General features: G+C 64.4%; 20 protein-coding genes. 18 read left to right on the plus strand and 2 right to left on the minus strand.

Features of this window, described 5'->3' with window-relative positions:
- Position 1: 1 nt before the first annotated feature.
- The 11 genes from lnt to H6678_08215 all read left to right on the plus strand — a co-directional run bounded on the left by lnt (position 2) and on the right by H6678_08215 (position 9,850).
- Positions 2-1,537, plus strand: coding sequence for an apolipoprotein N-acyltransferase (lnt, locus tag H6678_08165; protein MCB9473769.1), 1,536 nt, complete (start codon positions 2-4; stop codon positions 1,535-1,537).
- Positions 1,534-2,586: a hypothetical protein gene (locus H6678_08170; protein MCB9473770.1), complete on the plus strand. Its 1,053-nt coding sequence runs from the start codon at positions 1,534-1,536 to the stop codon at positions 2,584-2,586. Before lnt ends, H6678_08170 begins: the two co-directional genes overlap by 4 nt.
- 70 nt (positions 2,587-2,656) lie before the next feature.
- On the plus strand, positions 2,657-2,851 hold the full coding sequence (locus H6678_08175; protein MCB9473771.1) for a hypothetical protein: 195 nt from the start codon (positions 2,657-2,659) through the stop codon (positions 2,849-2,851).
- A gap of 23 nt (positions 2,852-2,874) precedes the next feature.
- Complete coding sequence (gene bamD, locus H6678_08180) at positions 2,875-3,627, plus strand: outer membrane protein assembly factor BamD (GenBank protein ID MCB9473772.1); 753 nt, start codon at positions 2,875-2,877, stop codon at positions 3,625-3,627.
- Positions 3,620-4,237 carry a nicotinate (nicotinamide) nucleotide adenylyltransferase gene (gene nadD, locus H6678_08185; protein ID MCB9473773.1) on the plus strand — a complete coding sequence of 206 codons (618 nt, stop codon included), beginning with the start codon at positions 3,620-3,622 and terminating at the stop codon, positions 4,235-4,237. The genes bamD and nadD overlap by 8 nt, the downstream gene beginning before the upstream one ends.
- Positions 4,225-6,576: a T9SS type A sorting domain-containing protein gene (locus tag H6678_08190; protein ID MCB9473774.1), complete on the plus strand. Its 2,352-nt coding sequence runs from the start codon at positions 4,225-4,227 to the stop codon at positions 6,574-6,576. Before nadD ends, H6678_08190 begins: the two co-directional genes overlap by 13 nt.
- A gap of 19 nt (positions 6,577-6,595) precedes the next feature.
- Complete coding sequence (locus H6678_08195) at positions 6,596-6,865, plus strand: hypothetical protein (GenBank protein ID MCB9473775.1); 270 nt, start codon at positions 6,596-6,598, stop codon at positions 6,863-6,865.
- Positions 6,865-7,755 (plus strand): hypothetical protein, encoded by an 891-nt coding sequence (locus tag H6678_08200; GenBank protein MCB9473776.1) that lies wholly within the window; start codon positions 6,865-6,867, stop codon positions 7,753-7,755. Before H6678_08195 ends, H6678_08200 begins: the two co-directional genes overlap by 1 nt.
- 34 nt (positions 7,756-7,789) lie before the next feature.
- Complete coding sequence (gene rnhA, locus H6678_08205; protein ID MCB9473777.1) at positions 7,790-8,875, plus strand: ribonuclease HI; 1,086 nt, start codon at positions 7,790-7,792, stop codon at positions 8,873-8,875.
- Positions 8,876-8,896: 21 nt separating this feature from the next.
- Positions 8,897-9,175 (plus strand): hypothetical protein, encoded by a 279-nt coding sequence (locus tag H6678_08210; protein MCB9473778.1) that lies wholly within the window; start codon positions 8,897-8,899, stop codon positions 9,173-9,175.
- Between the two features lie 96 nt (positions 9,176-9,271).
- Positions 9,272-9,850, plus strand: coding sequence for a transposase (locus tag H6678_08215; GenBank protein MCB9473779.1), 579 nt, complete (start codon positions 9,272-9,274; stop codon positions 9,848-9,850).
- 42 nt (positions 9,851-9,892) lie between these two features.
- Here the strand turns inward: H6678_08215 and H6678_08220 are convergent, their stop codons facing one another.
- Together H6678_08220 and H6678_08225 are read right to left on the minus strand one after the other, a co-directional pair.
- Positions 9,893-10,477 (minus strand): BMC domain-containing protein, encoded by a 585-nt coding sequence (locus H6678_08220; protein MCB9473780.1) that lies wholly within the window; start codon positions 10,475-10,477, stop codon positions 9,893-9,895.
- Positions 10,477-11,796 carry an SLBB domain-containing protein gene (locus H6678_08225; GenBank protein MCB9473781.1) on the minus strand — a complete coding sequence of 440 codons (1,320 nt, stop codon included), beginning with the start codon at positions 11,794-11,796 and terminating at the stop codon, positions 10,477-10,479. Before H6678_08225 ends, H6678_08220 begins: the two co-directional genes overlap by 1 nt.
- A gap of 236 nt (positions 11,797-12,032) precedes the next feature.
- Between H6678_08225 and H6678_08230 the strand changes: the two genes are divergently transcribed.
- From H6678_08230 to H6678_08260, 7 genes are all read left to right on the plus strand, one after another.
- Entirely contained in the window at positions 12,033-14,075 is a 2,043-nt protein-coding gene (locus tag H6678_08230; GenBank protein ID MCB9473782.1) for a hypothetical protein, read from the plus strand.
- Positions 14,076-14,117: 42 nt separating this feature from the next.
- On the plus strand, positions 14,118-16,646 hold the full coding sequence (locus tag H6678_08235) for a glycosyl hydrolase (protein ID MCB9473783.1): 2,529 nt from the start codon (positions 14,118-14,120) through the stop codon (positions 16,644-16,646).
- Between the two features lie 100 nt (positions 16,647-16,746).
- Positions 16,747-17,178 (plus strand): GNAT family N-acetyltransferase, encoded by a 432-nt coding sequence (locus H6678_08240; GenBank protein ID MCB9473784.1) that lies wholly within the window; start codon positions 16,747-16,749, stop codon positions 17,176-17,178.
- Between the two features lie 80 nt (positions 17,179-17,258).
- Positions 17,259-18,800, plus strand: coding sequence for a hypothetical protein (locus H6678_08245; GenBank protein MCB9473785.1), 1,542 nt, complete (start codon positions 17,259-17,261; stop codon positions 18,798-18,800).
- Between the two features lie 207 nt (positions 18,801-19,007).
- Complete coding sequence (locus H6678_08250; GenBank protein ID MCB9473786.1) at positions 19,008-20,141, plus strand: hypothetical protein; 1,134 nt, start codon at positions 19,008-19,010, stop codon at positions 20,139-20,141.
- Positions 20,142-20,149: 8 nt separating this feature from the next.
- Complete coding sequence (locus tag H6678_08255; GenBank protein ID MCB9473787.1) at positions 20,150-20,767, plus strand: YceI family protein; 618 nt, start codon at positions 20,150-20,152, stop codon at positions 20,765-20,767.
- 8 nt (positions 20,768-20,775) lie between these two features.
- The gene (locus H6678_08260) at positions 20,776-21,564 is read left to right on the plus strand and encodes a c-type cytochrome (protein ID MCB9473788.1); all 789 of its coding nucleotides are present in this window, start codon (positions 20,776-20,778) and stop codon (positions 21,562-21,564) included.
- Positions 21,565-21,746: the final 182 nt, after the last annotated feature.

Below are 21,746 nucleotides of genomic sequence, written 5' to 3' on the forward strand. Positions count from 1 at the left end.
CATGAACCTCACGGCGGCTCGCCTGCTGCCCCTGGTGGACACCCGGCGTGCACCGCTCCGGGCTGCCCTGATGTCGGGCCTGCTCCTGGCTGCGGCCTTTCCGCCCTCACCAGCCTTCCTGCTGGGTCTGATCGCCCTGGTGCCATTCTACCGGGTCCTGCTTGAAACACGGCACGGATTCCGGACCGGGCTGGTGGCTGGCTTCGGCTACAATCTGGGCACGGTCTGGTGGATCGGCCTGAACAGCGATCTACCCGCCGCGGCCGCCCTGGCCAGCATGCTGGCCGCCGTGCTCTGGCTCAGCCTGCTCTGGGGAGTCAGCGCCGCGCTGACGGTCTGGTTCGTGAGACGCCATGGAGCACTCGGTCTCTGGGCACATCCGCTGGCGGTGATCGCCGTGGACTGGATCGTCAGTGGCTCGGAAATGGGCTTTCCCTGGAACCTGATCGGCGTGAGTCAGGCACTCAACCCGATGATCCGACCCGTCGCCGCGCTGGCGGGCATGCACGGCATGACCCTGATCGTGCTCGCGGTGAACCTGCTGGTGCTGATGGCCCTGCTGGGCGCGCGCAGCTGGCGTCCCCTGCTGGCCGCGGTGCTGCTGCTGGGCTCGGCCGGAGTGGCGGGCTGGTACTCCACACCGCGTTCACCCGCCACGGGCGAGCTGGAGCTGCTGCTCGTCCAGGGCAATGTGGACCCATTGCAGAAGTGGCGCCGACCCTGGAGCTGGTGTCTGGGGATTCACGAGCGCCTCAGCCGCGAGGCACTGGCACAGGCCCCCGCCGACCTGGTGATCTGGCCCGAGACGGCCGTTCCCACACGCATCAGTCACAACTTCAGCGCGCTGCAGCGGCTGATTCGCTTCAGCCACGAGACGGGCACTCCCCTGCTGACCGGTGTCAACGACTTCAGTGGTGACCGCGAGAGTGGCAAACCCCAGAACGGCGCGTATCTGGTGGATTCCACGGGCGTGCTCGATCGGTACTACAAGATCCAACTGGTGCCCTTCGGGGAACGGGTTCCCGGGCAGAAGCTGCTGCCCATCCTGGGCTCGCTCAATCTGGGGCAGGCCGAGTTCCGTCCCGGGGAGCGCCGTTCACCGGGCATCCTGCCGCGTTCAGGTGATACACTGCGCTTCGGCGAGAGCATCTGCTTCGAAGGAAACTTCGCTCCCCATGCCCGCGCGATGGTTCTGGGAGGCGCCGAGCTGCTGACCAACCAGACCAACGACGCCTGGTTCGGCCACAGCTGGGAACTGGACCAGCATCTGGCCGTGGCGCGCCTGCGCTCCGTGGAAACCGGGCGCTGGCTGGTGCGGGCCTGCAACAATGGCTACAGCGCCGCCATTGACGAACGCGGCAGAATCCGCGAGATCCTGCCCAAGGGAGTGCGCGGCGTGCTGCGGGCCAGGGTGGAGACCCGCGATGGCTTTACGGTGTATACGCGCACCGGAGATCTGCTGCCTGTCATCGGACTGGCCCTGCTGGCCCTCGCGGGAGCGCTGGGTCTGCGGCGGAACCGCAAGGAAGCGCCGTGATGCGCACCATCGTGATGCTGGCGCTCTGCCTGTGGCTGGTACCCGCAACCCGGGCCTCCGATCGTACCTGGCTGGGCAGCAACCGCAGCGCACGCATCCTGGGCATGGGTGGGTGTTACGCTGCCAATACGCGCTGCGCCGAGGCTCATCTCTACAATCCGGCCGGACTCCGCTTCCGGGAGAGCCGCAGCGGCTGGGCGCTCTATCTGGACCCCTTGCCCCTGCTGGTCACCCCGACCGTGGATGGCCGTGATACCTCACCCTACGCGCGCGCCCTTCCGGGACTGGCCACGATTCGTGGCCTCTGGCTGGGGAACTCGCGCCTCGCTCTGGGTCTGGTGCCTGCCGACTATGAGCCCGGAGCGGACACGGACCTGCCCACCGACATTTCCGGTGGCAATCGGGCCAGCGAGCGCTACACACCCTCGATGGTCTTCGCGCTCTCGCTGGACGAACGGATCAGCCTGGGCGCCAGCGGGGCCTACCGCTGGGACGAGCGCAGCCAGACCCGGAGGCTCACGGTGAACTACGGGCTGCTGGTGCGCGTGAACAAGTTGATGGACGTGGGCGCGGTGGCCGTGAACCTCAGTGGCGACGGTCAGGCTCCCGACAGGCGCTGGTTGGACCGGGTGGACGACGGCACGATCAACGTTGGCCTGAGCTGGTACCCCATGGGGCGGGACCGGGCGGCCCTGGATACCCGGATTCCCACGGCCCGGGACGGCGCCAGACTGAAGATCGCCGCCGACATCCGCAACGTGACCCAGGAAGGCCGGGGCTTCAATTCGCAGGAAATGCATCTGGGGGCGTCGCTGGGGTGGCGCGAACTGGGCGAAGTGCGAGCCGGGATCTACTGGCCCCAGGACGAGCTGTTTCCGTCGCGCGCACCCGTGCGCAGCCTGTCCGTCGGGCTGTTGCGCAGCAGTCTGCGACGCTTCTCGCACCAGTTGCTGCCCTTCAACACGCTGCTGGACCTGAGCTGGATGGACAATCCGCTGTCCCCCGACCGGGAGGGACTCTGGATCGCCTCATTCGCGCTGGGCATCTGACAGACTGCTGGTCTTGGCAAAGCGGGAACCCGGTAGGTCGCGGACCTCTTCATTGGTAAGTTGATCGCCCATGGACGCACTCGACGGGACCACACTTCCCGGCACCCTGCCGACCACCGGAGCGGATTCGCTGTTTCTGGCCCAGCCAGCGGACAGCCTTGCGCATGCCGGGCTCTCCGCGAGTACCAGCTGGCCCTGGGTCGGGCTGGCCGTCGGGCTGGGCATCCTGTTGAGCTGGCTGCTGTTCAGCCAGCGTTCACGTTGACCACAAATCAGGAATCGCATCCCATGCGTCTCTCTTCGCTCTTGACCATTTTCCTGGGTGCCTGGCTGCTGGTGGCCTGTGCGGGCAAGGAACCCAAGCCCATCGAACCGGTGGAGCAGGCCATGCGCAAGGCCATGAAGCAGTATCACAAGGAACGCTACTTCGACGCGGCCGAACGCTTCAACAAGATGGGACTGGACTATTCGGGCAGTGCCCTGATGGACAGCATCACCTACATGCAGGCCGAGTCCCAGTATCAGCTCAAGGAATTCGTGCTGGCCGCCGAACTCTTTGACGAGGTGATCAGCCGCTACCCGCGCAGCACGCTTGTGGACCAGGCCCGCTATCGCATCGCCGAAAGCTACTGGGAACTTTCTCCGGTTTACGGACTGGACCAGAGCTACACCTACCGCGCGATCAATGAGTATCAGGCCCTGCTGGACGATTTTCCGGACAGCGAGTGGGCCCAGATCGCCGAGGAGCGGCTGGACGCCTGCCGTTACAAGCTGGCCTGGAAGGAATTCAAGAGCGCCGAACTGTATTACCGCATGACCCAGTACGAGGCCGCGCTGCACTATCTGGATGATGCGGTGGAAACCTGGTACGACCAGCCCCAGATCATGGAGCGCGCGCTGTTCCTCAAGGGATTGTGCCAGGCGCGCATGCACCGTGATGTGGACGCCCGCGCCACTCTGCGCGAGTACCTGGAAAAGTATCCCGACTCCGAGCGCAACTCCGAAGCGCGTGAGCTGCTGGACCGCCTGCAGAATGGCTGATTCTCCGTCCATGGCCGCACCGCTGGTGATCTATGGCGGAGCGTTCGACCCGGTGCACGTGGGGCATCTGGCGCTGGCCGAGTTCGCCATGCAGGAGCTGGGTGCCGCCGAATTGAGATTCATGCCGGCGGGACACAGTCCCTGGAAGACGGGCCACGTGGCCAGTTTCGAAGACCGACTGGCCCTGCTGAAACTGGCCTGCGCCGACAGCCCCTTCCGGGTGGACGAGCGCGAAGGCCGGCGTCCCGGCCCCAGTTACACCATCGACAGCCTGCGGGAGATTCGCGCCGAGACCAACGCGCGCCTGCTGCTGCTGATGGGCGCCGACACCCTGGCCGGCTTTCCCGGCTGGAAGGACCCACAGGCAATTCTTGAACTGGCGGAGCTGGTGGTGATCAATCGGCCGGGCAGTCCGCTGGACAGCACGGTTCCACATCGTGTGCTCCAGTGGCCGGGCATGGAAATCAGCAGCTCCTGGCTGCGCCAGCGCATGGCCCGTGGCACCCAGTGCCGCTACCTGCTGCCGGACCTGACCTGGGATTTCATTCTGTCGCACGGCCTGTACGGATGTGCATCACTCGACACCCTGAGTGCGCCATGCGGATCCTGATGCCCCTGCTGGCCCTGCTGGGCCTTCCGGTCGTGCTGCTGGCTCTGGGGCAGGCGCTGGAACCGACCGCGATGAAACACGCGGACCAGGTCAGCGACGTGGTCAACCCGGCTCAACCGTTCATTGGCGAACACGGCGAGGCGGTCTGGTACTGGCCCGACCTGCCCGCCGACAGCGTCACCTTCACCCAGACCTATACCGTGCCGTTCTCCTGCGATTTCCGGGGCCTGCGCATCGTCACCTTCGGCGGCATCGTGCCCGGTGATGCGCGCGGACTCTGGGCCGTGAGCGTGAGTGCCAACGGCCAGCCCGTGTTCCAGGAAGAAGGCGTGCTGTTTTCCGGTGCCGGTCTGGCCGAGGATTTTCTGCCCTCGGTGGACGATGTCCCGGTGTCCGTTGCCCTGGTGGCCGGTCAGCAATTGCGTGTGAGCCTCTCCCGGGCCTTCGGCAACTATCCGCCCTGGCTGAGTGCCGATGGCGACTGCATCTTTCCCATTGGACAATCCGCGAGTGTGCGCACCGCCAGCATGGCCTCGGCGCAAACCATCGAGCGTGATCTCTGCATCCGTGTGCTGGTCGACCAACCCGCGGGTGACGCCCAGGGCCCGGCATTGGACTTCGGCCGTTTCTCCAGCTGGCCGCTGGCCAATCGTACCCTGCCCCTGCGCGTGGGCGCGCGAGATCCCTCCGGTGTTTCGGACCTGCTGGTGGCCACCTGGCAGGACGGGAGTGACACACTCTGGACGGCCGCGACCCGGCCCGATTCTCTGCTGAATGAATTTCTGGCGGCCCCGGAAATCGACGGCTTTGACCCAGGTCCGCTCTTCGTGAGACTGGAAGCCAGCGACAGCCTGGGCAATACCAGCGACTCCCTGCTGACCGTGACACTCGACCAGGAACCTCTTCTCTGGGCGGGCGAGAGTGGCCGGATTGATCAATTGCATTCGCCGGGCTTTCCCGTGCTGGGTGGCTCCGCTTCCGCGATCCGGTTGAGCCTGGAGGATTTTCCCGCCGAGAGTGAGCTGTTGTCCTTCGTCCCGATCGGAGGCCAGACCCACGTGGTGGGGACCGGATCGTGCCGCATGCGACTGGTGCCCGATCGGGAAGGCATGCCCTGGACGACCGCCAGTGGTGAATTGCTGGATGCGACCCTGCCCGTACTGGTTCCCGGCCAGGATATCTGCGCCGGCTGGCGGGACTTCGCATTCGGGGCCGTCACCGACAGTCTGCGCGACAGTGCCGCCTGGTGGATCGTGCAGGAGTACATCACGGGCCAGGAGCTCTTCATCTGCGCCGAAGCTCCCGCCGAAGAAGGTGGCGCGCCGGGCAACTCCTGGAGCTTCAACCCCACCAGCCAGGTCTGGATCCAGGACAGCGCACTGGCCTACCAGCTGCGAGTGCGGGTCGAGGCGCTGTCGTGTGATACGGCGGTTCCTTTCCAGGCAGATTTCGACAACAGCTACCAGAATCTGGAATGCTGGATCACCGATCACGTTGAGCCGGGTTCGGCCGGCTGGCTGCTGGGGTCCAGATCCGGACCCAACAACCCGCGTTCGCTCAACTTCACTCCTCTGGGAAGCTATCCGCCCGGAGACCAGGCCAATGGCGAGAGTACGGCATCGGATACCCTGCATGTGCCTTCGGTTATCGCCTACATCAATTCCGAAACGGTGGAGCAGCTGCTTCAGGACAGCCTGTATACTCCCTGGGTGGATGCCGCGGGCAATGGCACTCTACAGGTGCGATTCCTCTCGTACTACGGGAATTATATTGAGGGAACCGAGAGAGAAGAAGCCCGCGTGATCGGCAGAGTTCGCCAGGTGGATGGCACCGTCGGCCCCTGGCAGCCAAAGCTGGATCCGGGGACTCTGTTCGCCACCGATACCCTGACCATCCAAGGCAGTGTATTCGATCTGCCGATCTGGACCTGGCGCAGCACGCAGTTCAGCGGTCTTGCCGCGGGCAGTGCCGTTCAGCTGGGCTTCGTGTACCGCGGACAGGCCGCCTATGGCTGGGCCATCGACAGCCTGAGCATCGACGTACCGTCCCTGTCCGTTCAGAGTCCCGGACCGGGCCTGGTCAGCATCTCGCGCACCTGGCCCAATCCCTTCAATCCCAGCACGACCATCGAATTCCTGCTGCGCGAATGGGGCCCCGTGGATGTGGATGTCTACAATCTGCTGGGTCAGCGCGTGCAGCAGGTGCTGGTCGGAAAGACCCTGTGGGCCGGAACCCATCAGGTGGAGTTCAGTCCGCAGGGACTGGCCAGTGGAATCTACTTCGTGCGCATCGCCAGCCGCGGTCAGGTGGACCAGCGGCGCATCGTGTTCGTCAAATGATCCTGCCCGGAGGCACGCCATGAGCGTCATTTCCTTCCACCGCTCACGCACCGCCGCGCTGGCGGTCGTTGCGTGCGGCACCCTCTGCCTGACGGGTTGTGGCGCCGAGAGCGAACGCTTCGATACTCCTGTGGGCAACCGGGACGCGGGTGTCTACCTGCAGGTGCTGGATGCACGGGGCTACCCGGTGGAAGGGGTGGAAGTGCATGTGATCACCGTGCCGGATGTGGAACTGGGCGACGCCACGATCAGCATTGATCCCGCAACCTGTTATGGCACGGAGCAATGATGACGCGCATCCTTCTGTCCATCCTGCTGTTGGCCGCCGGCCTGCATGCCGAGTTCCAGGTTGACCTGATCAAGAGCCAGATTCCGTCGAGCGTCACCCTCAGCGGGGGTGCGATCGTGGCCGTCAGCAATGGGGCGATGTTCCTCGAGGAAACCGGAATCGGCGGGCAGAACAATGCCAACGATCCCTACCTGCATCTGTACTTCGCTCACGACGATCTACTGGCGAACGGGTCCGAGATCCAGGCGGTCTTCGCCTATTTCAATTGCAACGGCAGCACGATCCAACGCAACTACGAAGGCACCCAGATCTATCTCTGGGGCACACCGATTCCTTTCGTGCTGCAGCTGTCCGGTCTTGAGGACGAATGCAGTGGGGGCGAGCCCGTTCCTTTCGCGTTGCATCCTGTGTCACCCAATCCGCTGTCCGCGGCGATCACCATCGGCTATGGCCTGCCCGCGGGTCGCACCACCTCGCTGCGACTGAACACACTGGACGGCGTGGCCTTGCGTTATCTGACAAACGGCACTCAGGCTGCCGGCGAACACACGGTGGCCATGTCGCTCACCGGTGTGCCGATGGGCCTGTATCACCTGAGCCTGGTGGCCGGCAGCGACAGCACGGGACAACTGATCTGCCTGCAGGGCAATCCGCTCATCTGGCCCGGCGCCGCCCAGGCCACCACGGATGCGGAGGGCACGTGTTTCCTGCCCGCATACCTTTTTCCCAACGGGCTGAATCTCTCCGCCCGGGACGCCCAGGGCAACAGCCTGGGCAGCCAGCCCACCAGCATGAACATCGTGCTGGTGAAGAACGGGCAGCGGCTGTCGGGCTGCACGCTCACCCGCGGTGCGTCGGGAGCGGCGGACTACCTCATCCAGTTGCCCTGATCAGGGGCTCCAGAAAGCATACAGGGACGCTGTCATGAATCGACGCACTGCTCCGGCCGGCGGAGACGAGGCCGTGATCACGATCCACACCGATGGGGCCTGCAGTGGCAATCCCGGACCAGGAGGCTATGGTGTCGTGATGAGCGCGGGGTCCTTCCGGCGGGAGATTTCCGGCAGCGAACCGTCCACGACCAACAACCGCATGGAAATGATGGCGGCGATCCGGGCACTCGAGGAACTTCGTCAGGCGTCCAGTGTGATTCTGTACACGGATTCGAGCTACCTGCGTGATGGCATCACCAAGTGGATTCACGGCTGGATCGCCAAGGGCTGGAAGACCAGCACGGGGGCGGCTGTCAAGAACATTGACCTCTGGCAGCGCCTGCACGACCAGGAGCAGTATCACAGCGTGGACTGGCGCTGGCTCAAGGGCCATGCGGGCCATGTGGAGAACGAGCGCTGCGATCAACTGGCTGTGGCCGGTGCACGACGGGCCGCCGCCGGTGTGCGCGACGAACTGCCCGGCGAGCGCGTCTTGCCCGCAGGTGACAAGTCGCCGGTTGCGCCGCCGCGAGCGTCCAGCCTGCAGGCAGGACCCGGCAGAAATCTCGAACTGAAACTGCGTGTCTCCGGCCTGGATGAATTGCGCCGGCGCCTGCTGGCCCTGGGTGCGCGCGCCGAGGCTCGCCTGAAACAACAGGATACGTTCTTTCCCGCGCGCCAGGGCAGTCTGCTCAAGATGCGTCACGAAGAGCGCGATGGCCGGCTGCAGAGCGAACTGATCCACTATCGCCGCGCGGAGAGCACGGGTGTGAGACTGTCCGAGTACACGCGCCTGCCTCTGGATGACGGCGCCCAGCTACAGACCCTGCTGGCTTCGGCTCTGGGCGATGCGGGTTCCGTGAACAAGGTCCGCGAACTGCTGATGCTCGGTCCCACTCGGGTCCATCTGGACCAGGTGCACGGCCTGGGCACCTTCGTGGAATTCGAACGGGTCATCGCCCCCGGCGAAGACCTTGACGCCGCCGCCCAGGAACTGCGGCGCCTGCTGGACGTGTTGGGTCTGGACCCCACCCGCAGCGAAGCCCGACCCTACCGGGATCTACCGACGAAGGGCTGAGATTCTGGTGTGTGTCAGGAGGTGACGGTCGAATCGACCGCCGAGGTGGCGGTCGAGGTAGCGGTCGAGGTGGTGGGCGAGGTAGGGGTCGAGGTGGTGGGCGAAGCGGCGGTCGAGGTGGCGGGCGAGGTAGCGGTCGTGGTTGTGGGCGTAGCAGCGGTCGAGGTAGTGGTCAAGGTAGTGGTCAAGGTAGTGGTCGAAGGGCGTGTCGCGGACATGATCATCGAGGCGGTTGATGGAACCGTCCCCAAGTGGACCATCTCCCCGACCGCGGCGGTCGACACCGTCAAGTTTCCCTGACAGCATCGCCAGTTATTCCGCACCGATGTCTCCGGCCACTTGAAACACGATGCCATTCGAAAGTACTCTCCGTGGGTCAACGACCATGGAGGAATCATGCCGAACAAACGCCGAATCCTGGCACCGGATACCGTCTATCACATCACACAGCGTGGCAACAACAGGGTGGCCGTCTTCCACACGGACCAGGACCGGGCGGTCTATCTGTCTTACGCCGCCGAGTATCTTGAGCGCAGTACCGTCAAGCTGCATGCCTATTGCCTGATGGGCAACCATGTGCATCTTCTGCTTTCCGCTTCCGATCCGGAAGACATTCCGGAACTTCTGTGCGCATTGCAGAGCCGCTACGCGCGATACTTCAATCTCAGCTGGCATCGCAGCGGGTCGCTGTGGCAGCGTCGCTACAGGTCGATCCCGGTTGAGTCCGATTCACACCTGATCAGTTGTTTCCTGTACATCGACATGAACCCGGTCAAGAGCCGCCTGGTGACGCGACCGGACGAGTATGCGTGGTCCAGTTACCGCGCGCTCGCTCTCGGCGAATCACGCGATATTCTCACACTTCACCAGTGTTACACGAATCTGGGCTCGACAAACAAGGGGCGCTGCAGGCAATACCGATCCAGAATGGACGAGTTCCTGGCGAACTGGCGCAGCATTGCGGGGCTCAATTGAGGCAGGTTTTGAATTCGATGCTGATCGGCAATCCAGGGCAGGTCAGATCAGATCCCGGATGATCTCCGGTCGCGGACTGGGGATGACCACCTTCTGCACCAGCAGGCCCTTGGCGGCCACTTTGGCGGCGCCGGCATCCACGGCGGCGCGTACGGCGGCCACGTCGCCCGTGAGTGTCACGAAGCCCTTGCCGCCGATGGCCATGGCCAGGCGGATTTCCAGCAGGCGCACCTTGGCAGTCTTGGCGGCGGTGTCCGCGCCTTCGATCAAGGTGGCCACGGCAAAGGCCTCGATGATGCCCAGGGCATCCACCTCGCCCATTTCCGACACACCTTCCATGGCGGGGATCACCTGGGGGTGCAGGTTGGCGATCATGAAATCGTCCACCAGTTCCCGTTCGCCCACGATGCGGGCGGCGTCGATGGCTGCGCGCACGGCAGCCGTGTCGCCTCCGATCACGCTCATGTGCTTGCCCGGGCAGATCGTGCGCGAGACCAGCAGCACCACATCCGAAGTCTTGAGCATGGTGTCCGCCGCCTCGATGCCCTTGGCGATCGAGGAGAATTCAATGATGCCCACGGCGTCGTGGGGGCGTTCGGGCGTGAACTGGGCGTTCTGGTTGCGCATCACGACAGGTTGATCTCCTCATGGGTGGTGCGGGTCACACGGGCGGCTCGCGGGGCATGAACGGGCACGCCAAGCTCTCCGGCGGGCGGACGGGCCAGCACCTGGCCGGCGCTCACCATCTCGCCTTCCTTGACGCAGGGCACCGCGGCGGCCCCGATATGCTGCTTCAGCAGGATGCGCAGGCTGTCCAGTCCACCATTGAACTCGGTGAAGGGAGCGTCGTGCTCGAAACGGCTCAGCCCGATCCGCATCAGCAATCGCTTGGTGGGCACCTTGCGATTGGCGTACATCGGGTGCGGTGTCACATCCTTGGGGCCATTGTAAGGTTCGCCAAGGGCGGCCAGACTGCGCTTGGAATCCTGGCAGGCTTCCCGCGGATACAGACCCTCGGGGCAGGCGTAGAGTGTGCAGAGCCCGCATTCGCAGCAGACCTGGCCCCAGCGGCTGTGAGCAGGGAACTCCGTCACGAACTGCTGGCGCATGGCCTGGTGCGGTTCGAGAGGGTGGCCCAGCAGGTAGCGCGGACAGAGTTGGGTGCACAGACTGCACTGGTCGCACACGCTCTTGCCGATGCGGAACTTGGTCAGGCGACTGCGCAGCTCGCGCTCCACATAGGGATGGTCGCGGGGCAGCACGATCACGCCCGAACTGGTCTTCACCACCGGAGTGTCCAGATCCTCGATGATGTGACCCATCATCGGGCCCCCATCCAGAATCACGAACTCGCGCAGTTTGCTGCCACCGGCGAACTCCACCAGTTCACGGAAGGAGACACCCAGTGGCGCACGCACGGTGCAGGGCTTGCGCACCTCGCCGGAAATGGTGAGAAAACTGTGGGTCACGGCCCGGCCAGACGCGGCTTCGGCGATGTTCAGCGCGGTTTCATTGTTGATGACCACACAGCCCACGTGCAGCGGAATGCCCGCCGGGGGCACGATGCGGCCGGTCAGTTCGTAGACCAGAGTGACTTCGTCGCCCGCAGGATAGAAATCGCCCAGCTCGACCACATCCATCATCGGCTCGCCCCGATGCTCGGCAATGGCCGCGCGAATCGCGACGAGCGACGCCTTGTTCTTGCCCTTGATGCCAATCATCAGTCGATTGGCACCCACCAGCCGGGCGGCCAGTTCGGCGCCCCGCACCACCTCGGCCGCGCGGGTCTGCAGCACCACATTGTCCTTGCGCAGCAGGGGTTCGCATTCGGCGGCGTTCACCAGCAGGGTGTCGACGGAGGCCTGCAGTTTCTTCCAGGTGGGAAATCCGGCCCCACCCATGCCTACAACCCCGGCTTCGGCAATCTGTTCTATCGTGATGCTCATCGACTCCGTCCGAGCTGGCCTGGTCAGGAATTGTCCAGGCATTGGGGCCGTGCCCGCTTCGTGGGACCACGGTGGTCCGCGGCAAAGTAAGGAAAAAACCCTCCCCGGCGGGAATCTGCTGCCGCTTCGCTTCGGGCTGGCATCGCCCCGGCGCATTCCCTACGATTCGGCCACAAGAATTCCATCCAGTTGGCCACGTGAAGGACTCAATCCATTCCGGAGAGGAGGACGCATCCATGTGGAATTCATTCATACGCACCTGGAGCCTTGCAGTCCTGTTGCTGTGTGCCATTGCCGGCCGACTTGCCGCCCAACCGGCTGGCACCTTGGTTGGCTGGGGGCGTCAGGTGGTACTGGAGCCGCCCGCGATGACCGGTCTGGTGGCAGTGGCCGGTGGGCACCAGCACAGTCTGGGTCTGAAGGAAGATGGCAGCGCCATCGCCTGGGGGGACAACGGATTCGGCCAGTGTCGCATTCCCGAACCCAACGAGCAGTTCGTCGCACTGGATGGGGGCGATTCTCACAGTCTGGGGCTTCATGCCGACGGAACCGTGGTTGCCTGGGGCACCAATACCAATGGTCAATGCAATGATCCGGTCCCCAACGCAGGTTTCATCGCGATCGCGGCAGGCGATTTCCACAATCTGGCACTGAAGGCAAGCGGCAGCATCGTGGCCTGGGGATACAATGGCCAGGGTCAGTGTTCGGTGCCGGAACCAAACACCGATTTTATCGCGATTGCGGCCGGGGAACTGCACAGTCTGGGCCTGAAATCCGATGGCACGGTGCTCGCCTGGGGCAGCAATGCATGGGGCCAGTGCAACACGCCGGCCGCAGATCCCGACTTCATTTCGATTTCGGCAGGCCATGCCCACAGCCTGGGCCTGACAGCGGATGGTCGAATCCTGGCCTGGGGATCCAATGGATACGGGCAGTGCGACGTGCCGCAGGGCATCACGGATTTCGTGCAGGTGTCCGCAGGAGGTCATCACAGCATGGGCCTGCGAGCGGATGGCAGTCCCGTGTTCTGGGGGGCCAATGGGTTCGGGCAGAGCACTCCACCCGAGGGAATTGCTGCGCTTGCCTCGATTGCGGGCGGTTGCTGGCACAGTCTGGGGCTGGACCAGGCGGGCAATGCCCTGGCATGGGGGGCCAACAGCAAGACCCAGTGCAGCATTCCTGCCCCCAATGAAGACATCGTCTTCGTGTCCGAGGGGTATCTGCACGGACTGGGACTGCGCGAGAATGGCCGTGTCATCTCCTGGGGCTGGAATGGCGATGGCCAGGCGGAGTTGCCCGTTCCCGATTCGGACTTCGTATCCCTGGCAACCGGTTTCCGCCACAGCATCGGGCTGAGGTCCGATGGCAGCGTGATCTGCTGGGGCAGTGATGACGAAGGCCAATGCACACTCCCCGTTCCTCCGGAAGGATTTCAGGCCATCGCCGCGGGCGAGTATCACAGTCTTGGTCTGCGCGACGATGGCAGCATCGTGGGCTGGGGTGCCAATGACAGCGGCCAGCTGACCGTGCCCGAACCGAACACGGGTTTCGTGGCCCTGGCTTCGGGACAGGATTTCGCGCTGGGACTGCGCTCCGATGGCTCGATCGTGGCCTGGGGGCAGAACAGTGAGGGGCAGTGCGACGTGCCCGAACCGAACACGGAATTCACGTTGGTCGCGGCGGGCCGCGGACACTGTCTCGGACTTGCGGAGGACGGACACATCGTTGCCTGGGGACTGAACTCCTGGGGACAATGCGATGTGCCCGAACCGAATCAGGGGTTCGTGAGCATCGCCGCCGGTGACCTGCACAGCATGGGTTTGCGTGCCGATGGCAGCATCGTGGCATGGGGACACAATGACGATGGCCAGTGCGACGTGCCCCTGCCGAACACGGGATTTCTCTTCGTGGCGGCAGGCGGGGCCACCAGTATCGCCCTGCAGGAGGAAGGACAGGCCGCACTGGATTCTCCGGTGGCAGCCGGGCTGATGCAACCCGGCTCGATCCGGATCCTCGCGCTGGCTCCCAATCCCTTCAATCCGCGAACGATGATCCGCTTCGAGCTTGCCGATCGAGATGCCGTCTCACTTGTCGTGCACGATTTGCTCGGTCGCACGGTGACCACGACCGCCCTTGGGGAACTGATGCCTGGCATGCATGAGGCATTCTGGAATGGTGACACGGCTGGAGGAATGCCGGTTGCCTCCGGCATGTACTGGTTGAGCGTGCGGGGAAACCGCTCCGCTTCCCTGCCCAGCAGGGCAATTCTGTTGCGTTGACATCGGCGCTCATTGAGTGCCATTGCCAGAAAGGTGATCCTCTTGCGAACTCTGATCCGCCATGGACGTGTCGGCCTGCTGCTGCTGGGCGCAGCTGGTGCACTCTGGATGTCCCGATCACGGTGGTCGGGGGAGCAGCCGCTGACTCTCGAGCAGAGCCGCCAGCTGGCCCGCGAACTGAAACACTCACTGCGTCCCGATGCCCAGCCCAATTCCCTGCCCAACGAGTGGCAGTTCCGCATGGTGGCCTGGCCCGATGAGGAGATTTCCCTTGACGCCGTGAACCGCGTGCGCCGCCAGGCCCGCGTGCTGCGTGAGCGCCCTTCGGCCACTCCCCGGGCAATCTGGCAACAGGCGGGACCCCTGAACGTGGGCGGACGGGTCACCGACATCGCCCTGGACCTGCAGGATACCAGCAGGGTCTTCGTGGGCAGTGCGGCCGGCGGCGTGTTCCGTACCACCGATGCGGGAGCGAACTGGACAGCCGTGTTCCAGGAAGAAGGCGCGCTGGCGATCGGGGACGTGGCCCTGGACCCACAGGATGGACAGACCGTCTGGGTGGGCACGGGCGAAAGCAATTCGTCCAGTTACGGCTTTCCGGGCAATGGCCTGTGGAAGAGTACGGATGGTGGCGATCACTGGCAGCCCGCCGGACTGGATTCCAGCTTCTACATCGGTCGGATCGTGGTGGATCCGCAGGATTCGCAGCGGATCTGGGTGGCTGCCATGGGTCGACTCTACGGCACCGGAGGGCAACGGGGCGTCTACCGCAGCGTCGATGGTGGCCAGAGCTGGACCCGGACGCTCTTCGTCAACGACAGCACCAGCGCCACGGATCTGGCTCTCGACCCCCAGAATCCCCAGCGGATCTACGCCGCCACCTGGCAGCGCCTGCGCACGCTCACGACGCGCATCAGCGGAGGACCGGGCTCCCGGGTCTGGCGCAGTGACGATGGGGGAGTCACCTGGGCGCCCATGGATTCCGGCCTGCCCACGCCGGGCATGCTGGGCCGCCCCGCGATCGCGGTGGCCCCCGGTGATCCACAGCGGGTCTACGTGAGTTTCGCCGATGACCCGGGGTACTTCATGGGCCTCTGGCGCAGCGACAACGGGGGCGACAGTTTCACGGCGACCAACTCGAGTGCGCTGAACAACATCTACAGCAATTTCGGCTGGTACTTCGGCAATCTGCGGGTGGACCCGCTGGATCCCGATCACGTGCTCGCGCTGGGCGTCACCTGGTGGCGCAGTCTGGATGGAGGGGCCAACTACAATCGACTGGCCTACGCGCTGCATGTGGACTTTCACGCCATGGAGCGCCATCCGCTGAACGGGCGCTGGTGGGTCGGCAACGACGGCGGGCTGTATACCAGCCTGAATCTGGCCACCTGGGTCCACTTCGTCAACCTGCCGCTGACCCAGTTCTACACGGTGGAAATCGATCCGGTCCAGCCGGAGCGCCTGTACGGCGGCACTCAGGACAATGGCACGATCCGCACTCTCAGCGGGCAGCTGGACGACTGGGATGACATTCTGGGCGGCGACGGGTTTCACGTGATCGTACACCCCAGCGTGCCCGATCTGATCTTCGCCGAATACCAGTGGGGCAGTCTGTACCGCAGCACGAATGGTGGAGGATCGTTCTCGAGCTCCATCTCGGGCATATCCACGGGTGACCGGCGCAACTGGAACACCCCGGTGGTGCTGGACCCGGTGGAGACCGACGTCCTGTATTACGGCACCCAACGGGTCTGGCGCAGCACCAATCTTGGACTGAGCTGGAGCGCCGTCTCCGGGGATCTCACGTCCGGATTCAGTGGCGATGCGGGATTCAACACCATCACGTCCATCGCGGTGTCGCCCCTGGACAACGCTGTGATCTGGGCCGGTTGCGACGACGGGCGTCTGGCCCGCACCCTGAATCACGGCAGCAGCTGGCAGGACGTCAGTTCGTCACTCGTGACTCGCTGGATCTCCGACGTGGTGGCGGATCCGCATCACGTTCAAGGCGCCATCGTGAGTCTGGGCGGGCTGCGCTGGAACGACCCTCAGCCCCACATCTACCGCACCTGGGATGCCGGGGCCCACTGGACTCCGATCAGTGCCGGACTGCCCGATGCACCCGTCTACGCCCTGGCCATCGATCCGGCCGACAGCCTGCGGATCTGGGTGGGCGCCGAAACCGGGTGTTACACCACGGCCGATGGTGGCCAGAGCTGGTCCGAAACAGCCCCCGGCCTGCCCCTCGGCCCCGTGATGGATCTGGACTTTCACCCCGGCACGCGCCAGCTGGTGGCTGGCACCCACGGGCGCAGCGCGTTCCGGTTGTTCGTGGATGATACGGGTGATGACGTGCCCGTGGTGCACATCCGCCTTGTGGGCAATGCGGTCCGCCTGTCCTGGTCGCCCATCGCGGGGGCCAGCGGGTACGGTGTATACGCCAGCGAGTCGGGCTTCTTCCCGGGTGTGGCGGGAGAGTTGCTGACCTCCACCGCGGATACCCTGCTTGCGCTGCCCATCGAGGTGGCCCAGCCCATGCGCTTCTTCCGGGTTCGCAGCCAGTTTCCATGACGGAACCGGGCTTTCGCCTTCGGTGGCAAACTCGCTAATTGAGCGCGCCGCGCGAGTGCGCGTGCCGCCCCCCGGCGCCCGGGGATTCGTGGACGCATCCATGCACTTTCGAATCCTGCTTCCGGAGGATCTGCCTGCCCTGCGCGCCCTGTGGGAGGCCTGTCCCGGCATCCGCCTGCGCGAAGCCGACCGTCCCGAGGCCATCGCGGCCTATCTGGCCCTGAATCCCGGCCTGAGTTTCGTGGCCGAGGATGAGGGCCGCGTGGTGGGGGGAGTGATTGCCGGACACGACGGACGGCGTGGCTCGCTCCAGCATGTGGTGGTGGAAGCCGGCCACCGGCGGCGCGGCCTGGGACGCACTCTGGTGCGGCACTGCCTGGATGCGCTGGCCGCCGAAGGCATTCTCAAGAGCCACATCTACATTCAGCTGAACAACACCGGGGCCGAAGCCTTCTGGCGCAGTTGCGGCTGGTTCCTGCGGGACGACATCAAGATGTTCTCCTGCGTACACGGCGACAACCCGGACGCCTGATCCGGCAGCCGATGCTGACACACAGGGCCGTGGTCGTGAGTGCGGCCCCGGTTTCTGAAAGACTGAACAGGATTGCACGCATGAATGCTTCCCGCTCCCTGGGACCCTCCGCCGGTCGGGTCAAGGCTCTGGCGCCCGGCCAGAACTATGGTTTCGTCCACGATTTCCGCATGGACGCCGACGTGTTCGCGCTGTTCGAGTACGCCACTCAGGCGTTTCCCGGCGAACTGATCCAGTACGAACTGCACGAGCAGGGAGAAGAAGGCCGCTCGCGCTTGCGCGCCGAGGACATCCAGTTCTACCCCCGTCTCAGCGTGGACCAGGTCCTGGACTGGGCCAGAGAAGGGCTGGGCGCTGAGGGGCTGACCTGGCTCAAGCGCGAGATCGCCCGCCAGCCCGAGCTGATTTCCCGGGTGTTCGGACCGCACACGGCCCCGTCGGTCAAGGAGCGCCTGCTGGCCGATGCGGCTTTTCCATTGCCCGCCTCGCTCGTGGAGAAGGCCCTTGCCCTGCCACGCTGGCGCAAGCACGCCCTGCCACGCCTGCATCGCGTGAGCCGGTGGACCCCTGAACTGTTCCAGCTGCTCTGCGAAGCCAGCCTGCCCGAGTCCGAATTCATGAGCCTGCTGGTGAAGGCCCTGGAATCCCGGGCCACCCTGCCGTTGGAACTGCCCAACCCACCCCGGGTGAAGGCGCGCCCGCTGTACAACGCCTGGCGCCAGTTGCACACTCCGGCCCTGCTGTTGCTGATTCCGCACCTGCAGTTGAATGACACGGACGCCCGCACTCTGGCTGCACAGCTTGAGGCGAACCCTGATCTGCTGCATGCCTTCCGCGCGCACGATGGCGGGCGCAGTTGGAGTTCCATGCAGGAACTGCGCTGGCTTGCGGGAGAAGACGAATTGCCGACCTCGGTTCTGGCCGACCCGGTCCTGCCCGGAATTCTGCTCAAGGCGTTGGGTGGTGCACGCCATGCCCGTGCCGTCGACCTGCTGCGCAAGTTGCCGGCGCCTTCGCTGGACACTCTCCAGAGTGCCCTGCCCCGGCTGACTGCACCGGAAGAGCGTGCCTGGGTTCTCGCGCAACTGGCCCGGCAATCGGGCGGGCTCAGCGGGCTCAATCCGGACCTTTGCTGGCAGCTGGTGGATCACGGGTCTTCCCTGGATGTACTGCGTTCGCTGCCTGCCGCCGAGTTCACCGGGCCGCGCATCGATCAGTTGCTGGCGCGCCCCGGCGGGCTGGAACTGCTGCTGGAGCGGGGAGCCGAGCCCGAATCGCTGGTGCGCAGTGGGCGCGCACTGCTTGAGAAAGGCCTGGATGCGCCGCTGCGCCAGAGCCTGCTCAACTGGCTGGGCACGCGCCCCGAAGCGGCCGACTGGGTCCGTGAGGGACTGGCGGGACCTGCGGAGCAGCAGGCGATTGCACTGGAAATGGCCACGGGACTTCCATCCTTCAGCCGGGCTTTCGTGCAGCAGTTGCTGATGCTGCCCATGGACTCCGGCCATCGTCGGGCACTGGTCCAGGCCATCGACGGTCGCAATCCTGAGCGCTGGACCGAACGCTACCTCGTCACCGATGAGGAGAAGCAGGCCTGGCGCGAGGCGGGTGCCTCCCTGCTCTGATGGTCCCAGTGACCTGAACCCGGGCCTGCCCGGGTCGCATGCTCTTCAATTGTCACAAGTTGCTCACGGCCTCCTTTTTATCTGTTGAAACCAATATCTCTGCGCATATTGCTGGCCGACTGCATTCGCAGAACGCAACGATGCACGACTCCAAACAATCGTCGACCCGGACTCCACACCGAGCTCCGCAGCCGGAGACCTCCACGCATGCTCCGTTTGTTGTTTCTGACCCTGCTCCTGCCATTGGTGGGGCACGGCTTGCCGAGATACTCGGCCCGCTACAACCAGTCCTGCCATCTCTGCCATGTCAATCCCGAAGGCGGCGGCATGCGCACCTCCTTCGGCAGCCAGTTCTTCGCCGGCACCGAGCTGGCCATGAACGGCTTCGACTTTGACAAGCTGGGTGCGCTGGAAACCCGGATCAGCGACCGGCTGAGCGTGGGTGCCGATTTCCGCACGCTGCTGGTGCACGATTCTCCTTCCGACGGTGTGGCCGATCGCCCGGCGAACACCTACGAGAACCGGCCCGAACTGAGCAGTTTCCTGCAGATGCAGGGCGATCTGTACCTGCACTTCAACCTGGCTCCGCGTTATGAAATGGTGTACGAACAGGCGCTCAGCGGCAGCTGGGAAGCCTGGGCTCTGGCGCACGTGCTGCCGGCCAACGGCAGTGTCAAGGTCGGGCGGTTCATGCCCGGGTATGGCTGGAAAACCGTGGATCACAACGCCTTCACCCGCGAGCGCCTCGGCTTTTCCACGCGCAACCGCGAACAGGACACGGGTGTCGAGCTGGAATTCCATCCCGACGGCTACAGTTTCAGCCTGGCGCTCACCAACGGGATCAATGCCCAGTTCGATGACAATACCCAGAAGGCGCTGACCGGGCGCGTGGCGCACATGACTCGAGTGATGGGAAAGAACCTGACTCTGGGTGCCAGCGCACGGGTCAACCGGCTGGAATCACTCACGACGGGTGCGCGCACCGTGTCGGTCTACGGACCTTTTGCCGCCTTGCATGCGGGTCCCTTCACCTGGCTCGGTGAGCTGGGTATGCTGCACGACGAATCGGTCAGTGGATCCGCGCAGCACGACGAGCTGGTGCATTCCCACGAATTCTCGTATACGGTGCGCCAGGGCATGGATGTGCTCTACAGTCACGATTTCCACGATTGGGATCTGGACGCCAACAGTGGTTTCGAGACTCGCAACCGCCTGGCGCTGGATCTGATTCCCTGGCCCTGGGTGGCCATCCAGCCCGGGGCTTCGCTCTTCCGGCGCGAGAACGGCTCTGCCGGAACCAGCTGGCTTGAACTGAGTCTGATGGTGCATTACTTCCTCTAGGAGGAGCCATGGCGCTGCTGACCAGAATCGTCTGCCTGTTGCTCTGTCCCTTGTTCGCCCTCGCGGGAGTCCAGTCCTTCAGCGTTTCCGGGGGCAAGGAATGGAATCGTGTGGTGTTTCACTCCGAGGCGGTTCTGGAATCCTTCGAGGGCGTGAACACACGGATCAGTGGCGAACTGAGCCTCGATCCAGACCAGCTGGGCGCTCCCGTGCACGCGGACTTCCTGGTGGACGTGAAGGGTTTTGACACGGGCATTTCCCTGCGCAACCAGCACATGCTGAGCAATCACCTGCACGCGGAGCGGTTTCCCACGAGCCAGCTCAGGCTTGTGTCACTTCTTCCGACCCATGGGGGTGCGCTGGTGGAGAATCAGCCCCAGAGGCTGAGTGCTGAAGTGGACTTCACGTTGCACGGTGTCACGCGGCGAATCGAGGTGCCCGTGGTTGTGACCCGGGTGCCGGACGGCAGCCAGACACCTTGCCGACATCCGGGTGCCGTATTGCATGTACAGGCCGAGTTTCCCGTGGCTCTGGCGGATTACGGCATTCCCCGGCCCGAGTTCCTGTTTCTGAAGGTGGGCGAGCAGGTCACAATCACTTTTGACTGCTGGGCCGCAAGCAATTGAAAGCACGCATGAAGACTCGATTCCTGACTCACGGTCTGCCCCGATTCCTGTTGCTGGGACTTTTTCTGGGCGCTTGTGATGACATTGGCGAGAGCAACGACAATCCTCTTGGGGATTTCCAGGGATACCAGGACTGGCCCATTCTCAGCACCGATCACATCGCTCCCGAGGTGCTGGGATCGGCACACGAAGGCGATGATCCGCGTTTCACGCGGGTGAACTTCGGCAACGTGCGCCGCAGCGGAAACCACGTGCTGGAAGGCAGTGTGGTGGTCATGGAGACCTCGCGCCAGGAAGGGTACACCGTGATCTGGCCCGAAGCGCTGGGCATCGTGGCCATGAGGAAGCTGGCTCCGGGCAGCAGTCCGGAAAGCGATGACTGGGAATGGTTCGAACTGGCGCTCACGCGCAATGCCATCCTCCAGCAGGGCACGAATCTGGGCGGGGGGTCCTGCAACTCCTGCCATGGCACGGCCGAGGATGCGGGTGCGCTGTCTTTCGCCTTCTGCCTGCAACCGGAATCCACCTCCTTCGCCAGTTCCGTGTTGCCCATCTTCCAGCAGAACTGTGTGAGCTGCCACGGCGGGACCAATGGGCTGACCTTGTCCTCGTGGGCCAGCACGATGGCCGGTGGCAACAGCGGGGCCGTGGTGGTGCCCGGCGACGCGGTGGGCAGCCTCCTGTACCAGAAGATCAATGGCATGGGAGGCATCATGCCACCCTCCGGACCGCCCCTTTCCAGTTCGCAGATCGCGACCATCGGCCAGTGGATCGATGAGGGTGCCGGCAACAATTGATGCACGCCCCGATCCCGGAACCGCCAGTCTGAACTTCGGGAACGACCCCGTCCCGCCCATGCCCAGACCCGTGGACCAGCGCTGTGTCTGCCTGTCCGGGCGCCTCCCTGAAAATCTCTTCCTCCTGCTCCACTTGTGATTCTTTCGTGAGGCTTGTGGTGCGAGACTGATCCATCTTCAGT

The organism is Candidatus Delongbacteria bacterium (assembly GCA_020634015.1).
Taxonomy (GTDB): Bacteria; CAIWAD01; CAIWAD01; order CAIWAD01; family CAIWAD01; genus JACKCN01.

Bases quoted from the DNA above. Each gene is read 5' to 3' on its own strand.
- H6678_08250 (MCB9473786.1), top strand. From the start codon at position 19,008: ATGCTCCGTTTGTTGTTTCTGACCCTGCTCCTGCCATTGGTGGGGCAC.
- H6678_08200 (MCB9473776.1), top strand. From the start codon at position 6,865: ATGACGCGCATCCTTCTGTCCATCCTGCTGTTGGCCGCCGGCCTGCAT.
- H6678_08240 (MCB9473784.1), top strand. From the start codon at position 16,747: ATGCACTTTCGAATCCTGCTTCCGGAGGATCTGCCTGCCCTGCGCGCC.
- nadD (MCB9473773.1), top strand. From the start codon at position 3,620: ATGGCTGATTCTCCGTCCATGGCCGCACCGCTGGTGATCTATGGCGGA.
- H6678_08255 (MCB9473787.1), top strand. From the start codon at position 20,150: ATGGCGCTGCTGACCAGAATCGTCTGCCTGTTGCTCTGTCCCTTGTTC.
- rnhA (MCB9473777.1), top strand. From the start codon at position 7,790: ATGAATCGACGCACTGCTCCGGCCGGCGGAGACGAGGCCGTGATCACG.
- H6678_08245 (MCB9473785.1), top strand. From the start codon at position 17,259: ATGAATGCTTCCCGCTCCCTGGGACCCTCCGCCGGTCGGGTCAAGGCT.
- lnt (MCB9473769.1), top strand. From the start codon at position 2: ATGAACCTCACGGCGGCTCGCCTGCTGCCCCTGGTGGACACCCGGCGT.
- H6678_08175 (MCB9473771.1), top strand. From the start codon at position 2,657: ATGGACGCACTCGACGGGACCACACTTCCCGGCACCCTGCCGACCACC.
- H6678_08230 (MCB9473782.1), top strand. From the start codon at position 12,033: ATGTGGAATTCATTCATACGCACCTGGAGCCTTGCAGTCCTGTTGCTG.
- H6678_08260 (MCB9473788.1), top strand. From the start codon at position 20,776: ATGAAGACTCGATTCCTGACTCACGGTCTGCCCCGATTCCTGTTGCTG.
- H6678_08225 (MCB9473781.1), bottom strand. From the start codon at position 11,796: ATGAGCATCACGATAGAACAGATTGCCGAAGCCGGGGTTGTAGGCATG.
- H6678_08220 (MCB9473780.1), bottom strand. From the start codon at position 10,477: ATGCGCAACCAGAACGCCCAGTTCACGCCCGAACGCCCCCACGACGCC.
- H6678_08190 (MCB9473774.1), top strand. From the start codon at position 4,225: ATGCGGATCCTGATGCCCCTGCTGGCCCTGCTGGGCCTTCCGGTCGTG.
- bamD (MCB9473772.1), top strand. From the start codon at position 2,875: ATGCGTCTCTCTTCGCTCTTGACCATTTTCCTGGGTGCCTGGCTGCTG.
- H6678_08215 (MCB9473779.1), top strand. From the start codon at position 9,272: ATGCCGAACAAACGCCGAATCCTGGCACCGGATACCGTCTATCACATC.
- H6678_08195 (MCB9473775.1), top strand. From the start codon at position 6,596: ATGAGCGTCATTTCCTTCCACCGCTCACGCACCGCCGCGCTGGCGGTC.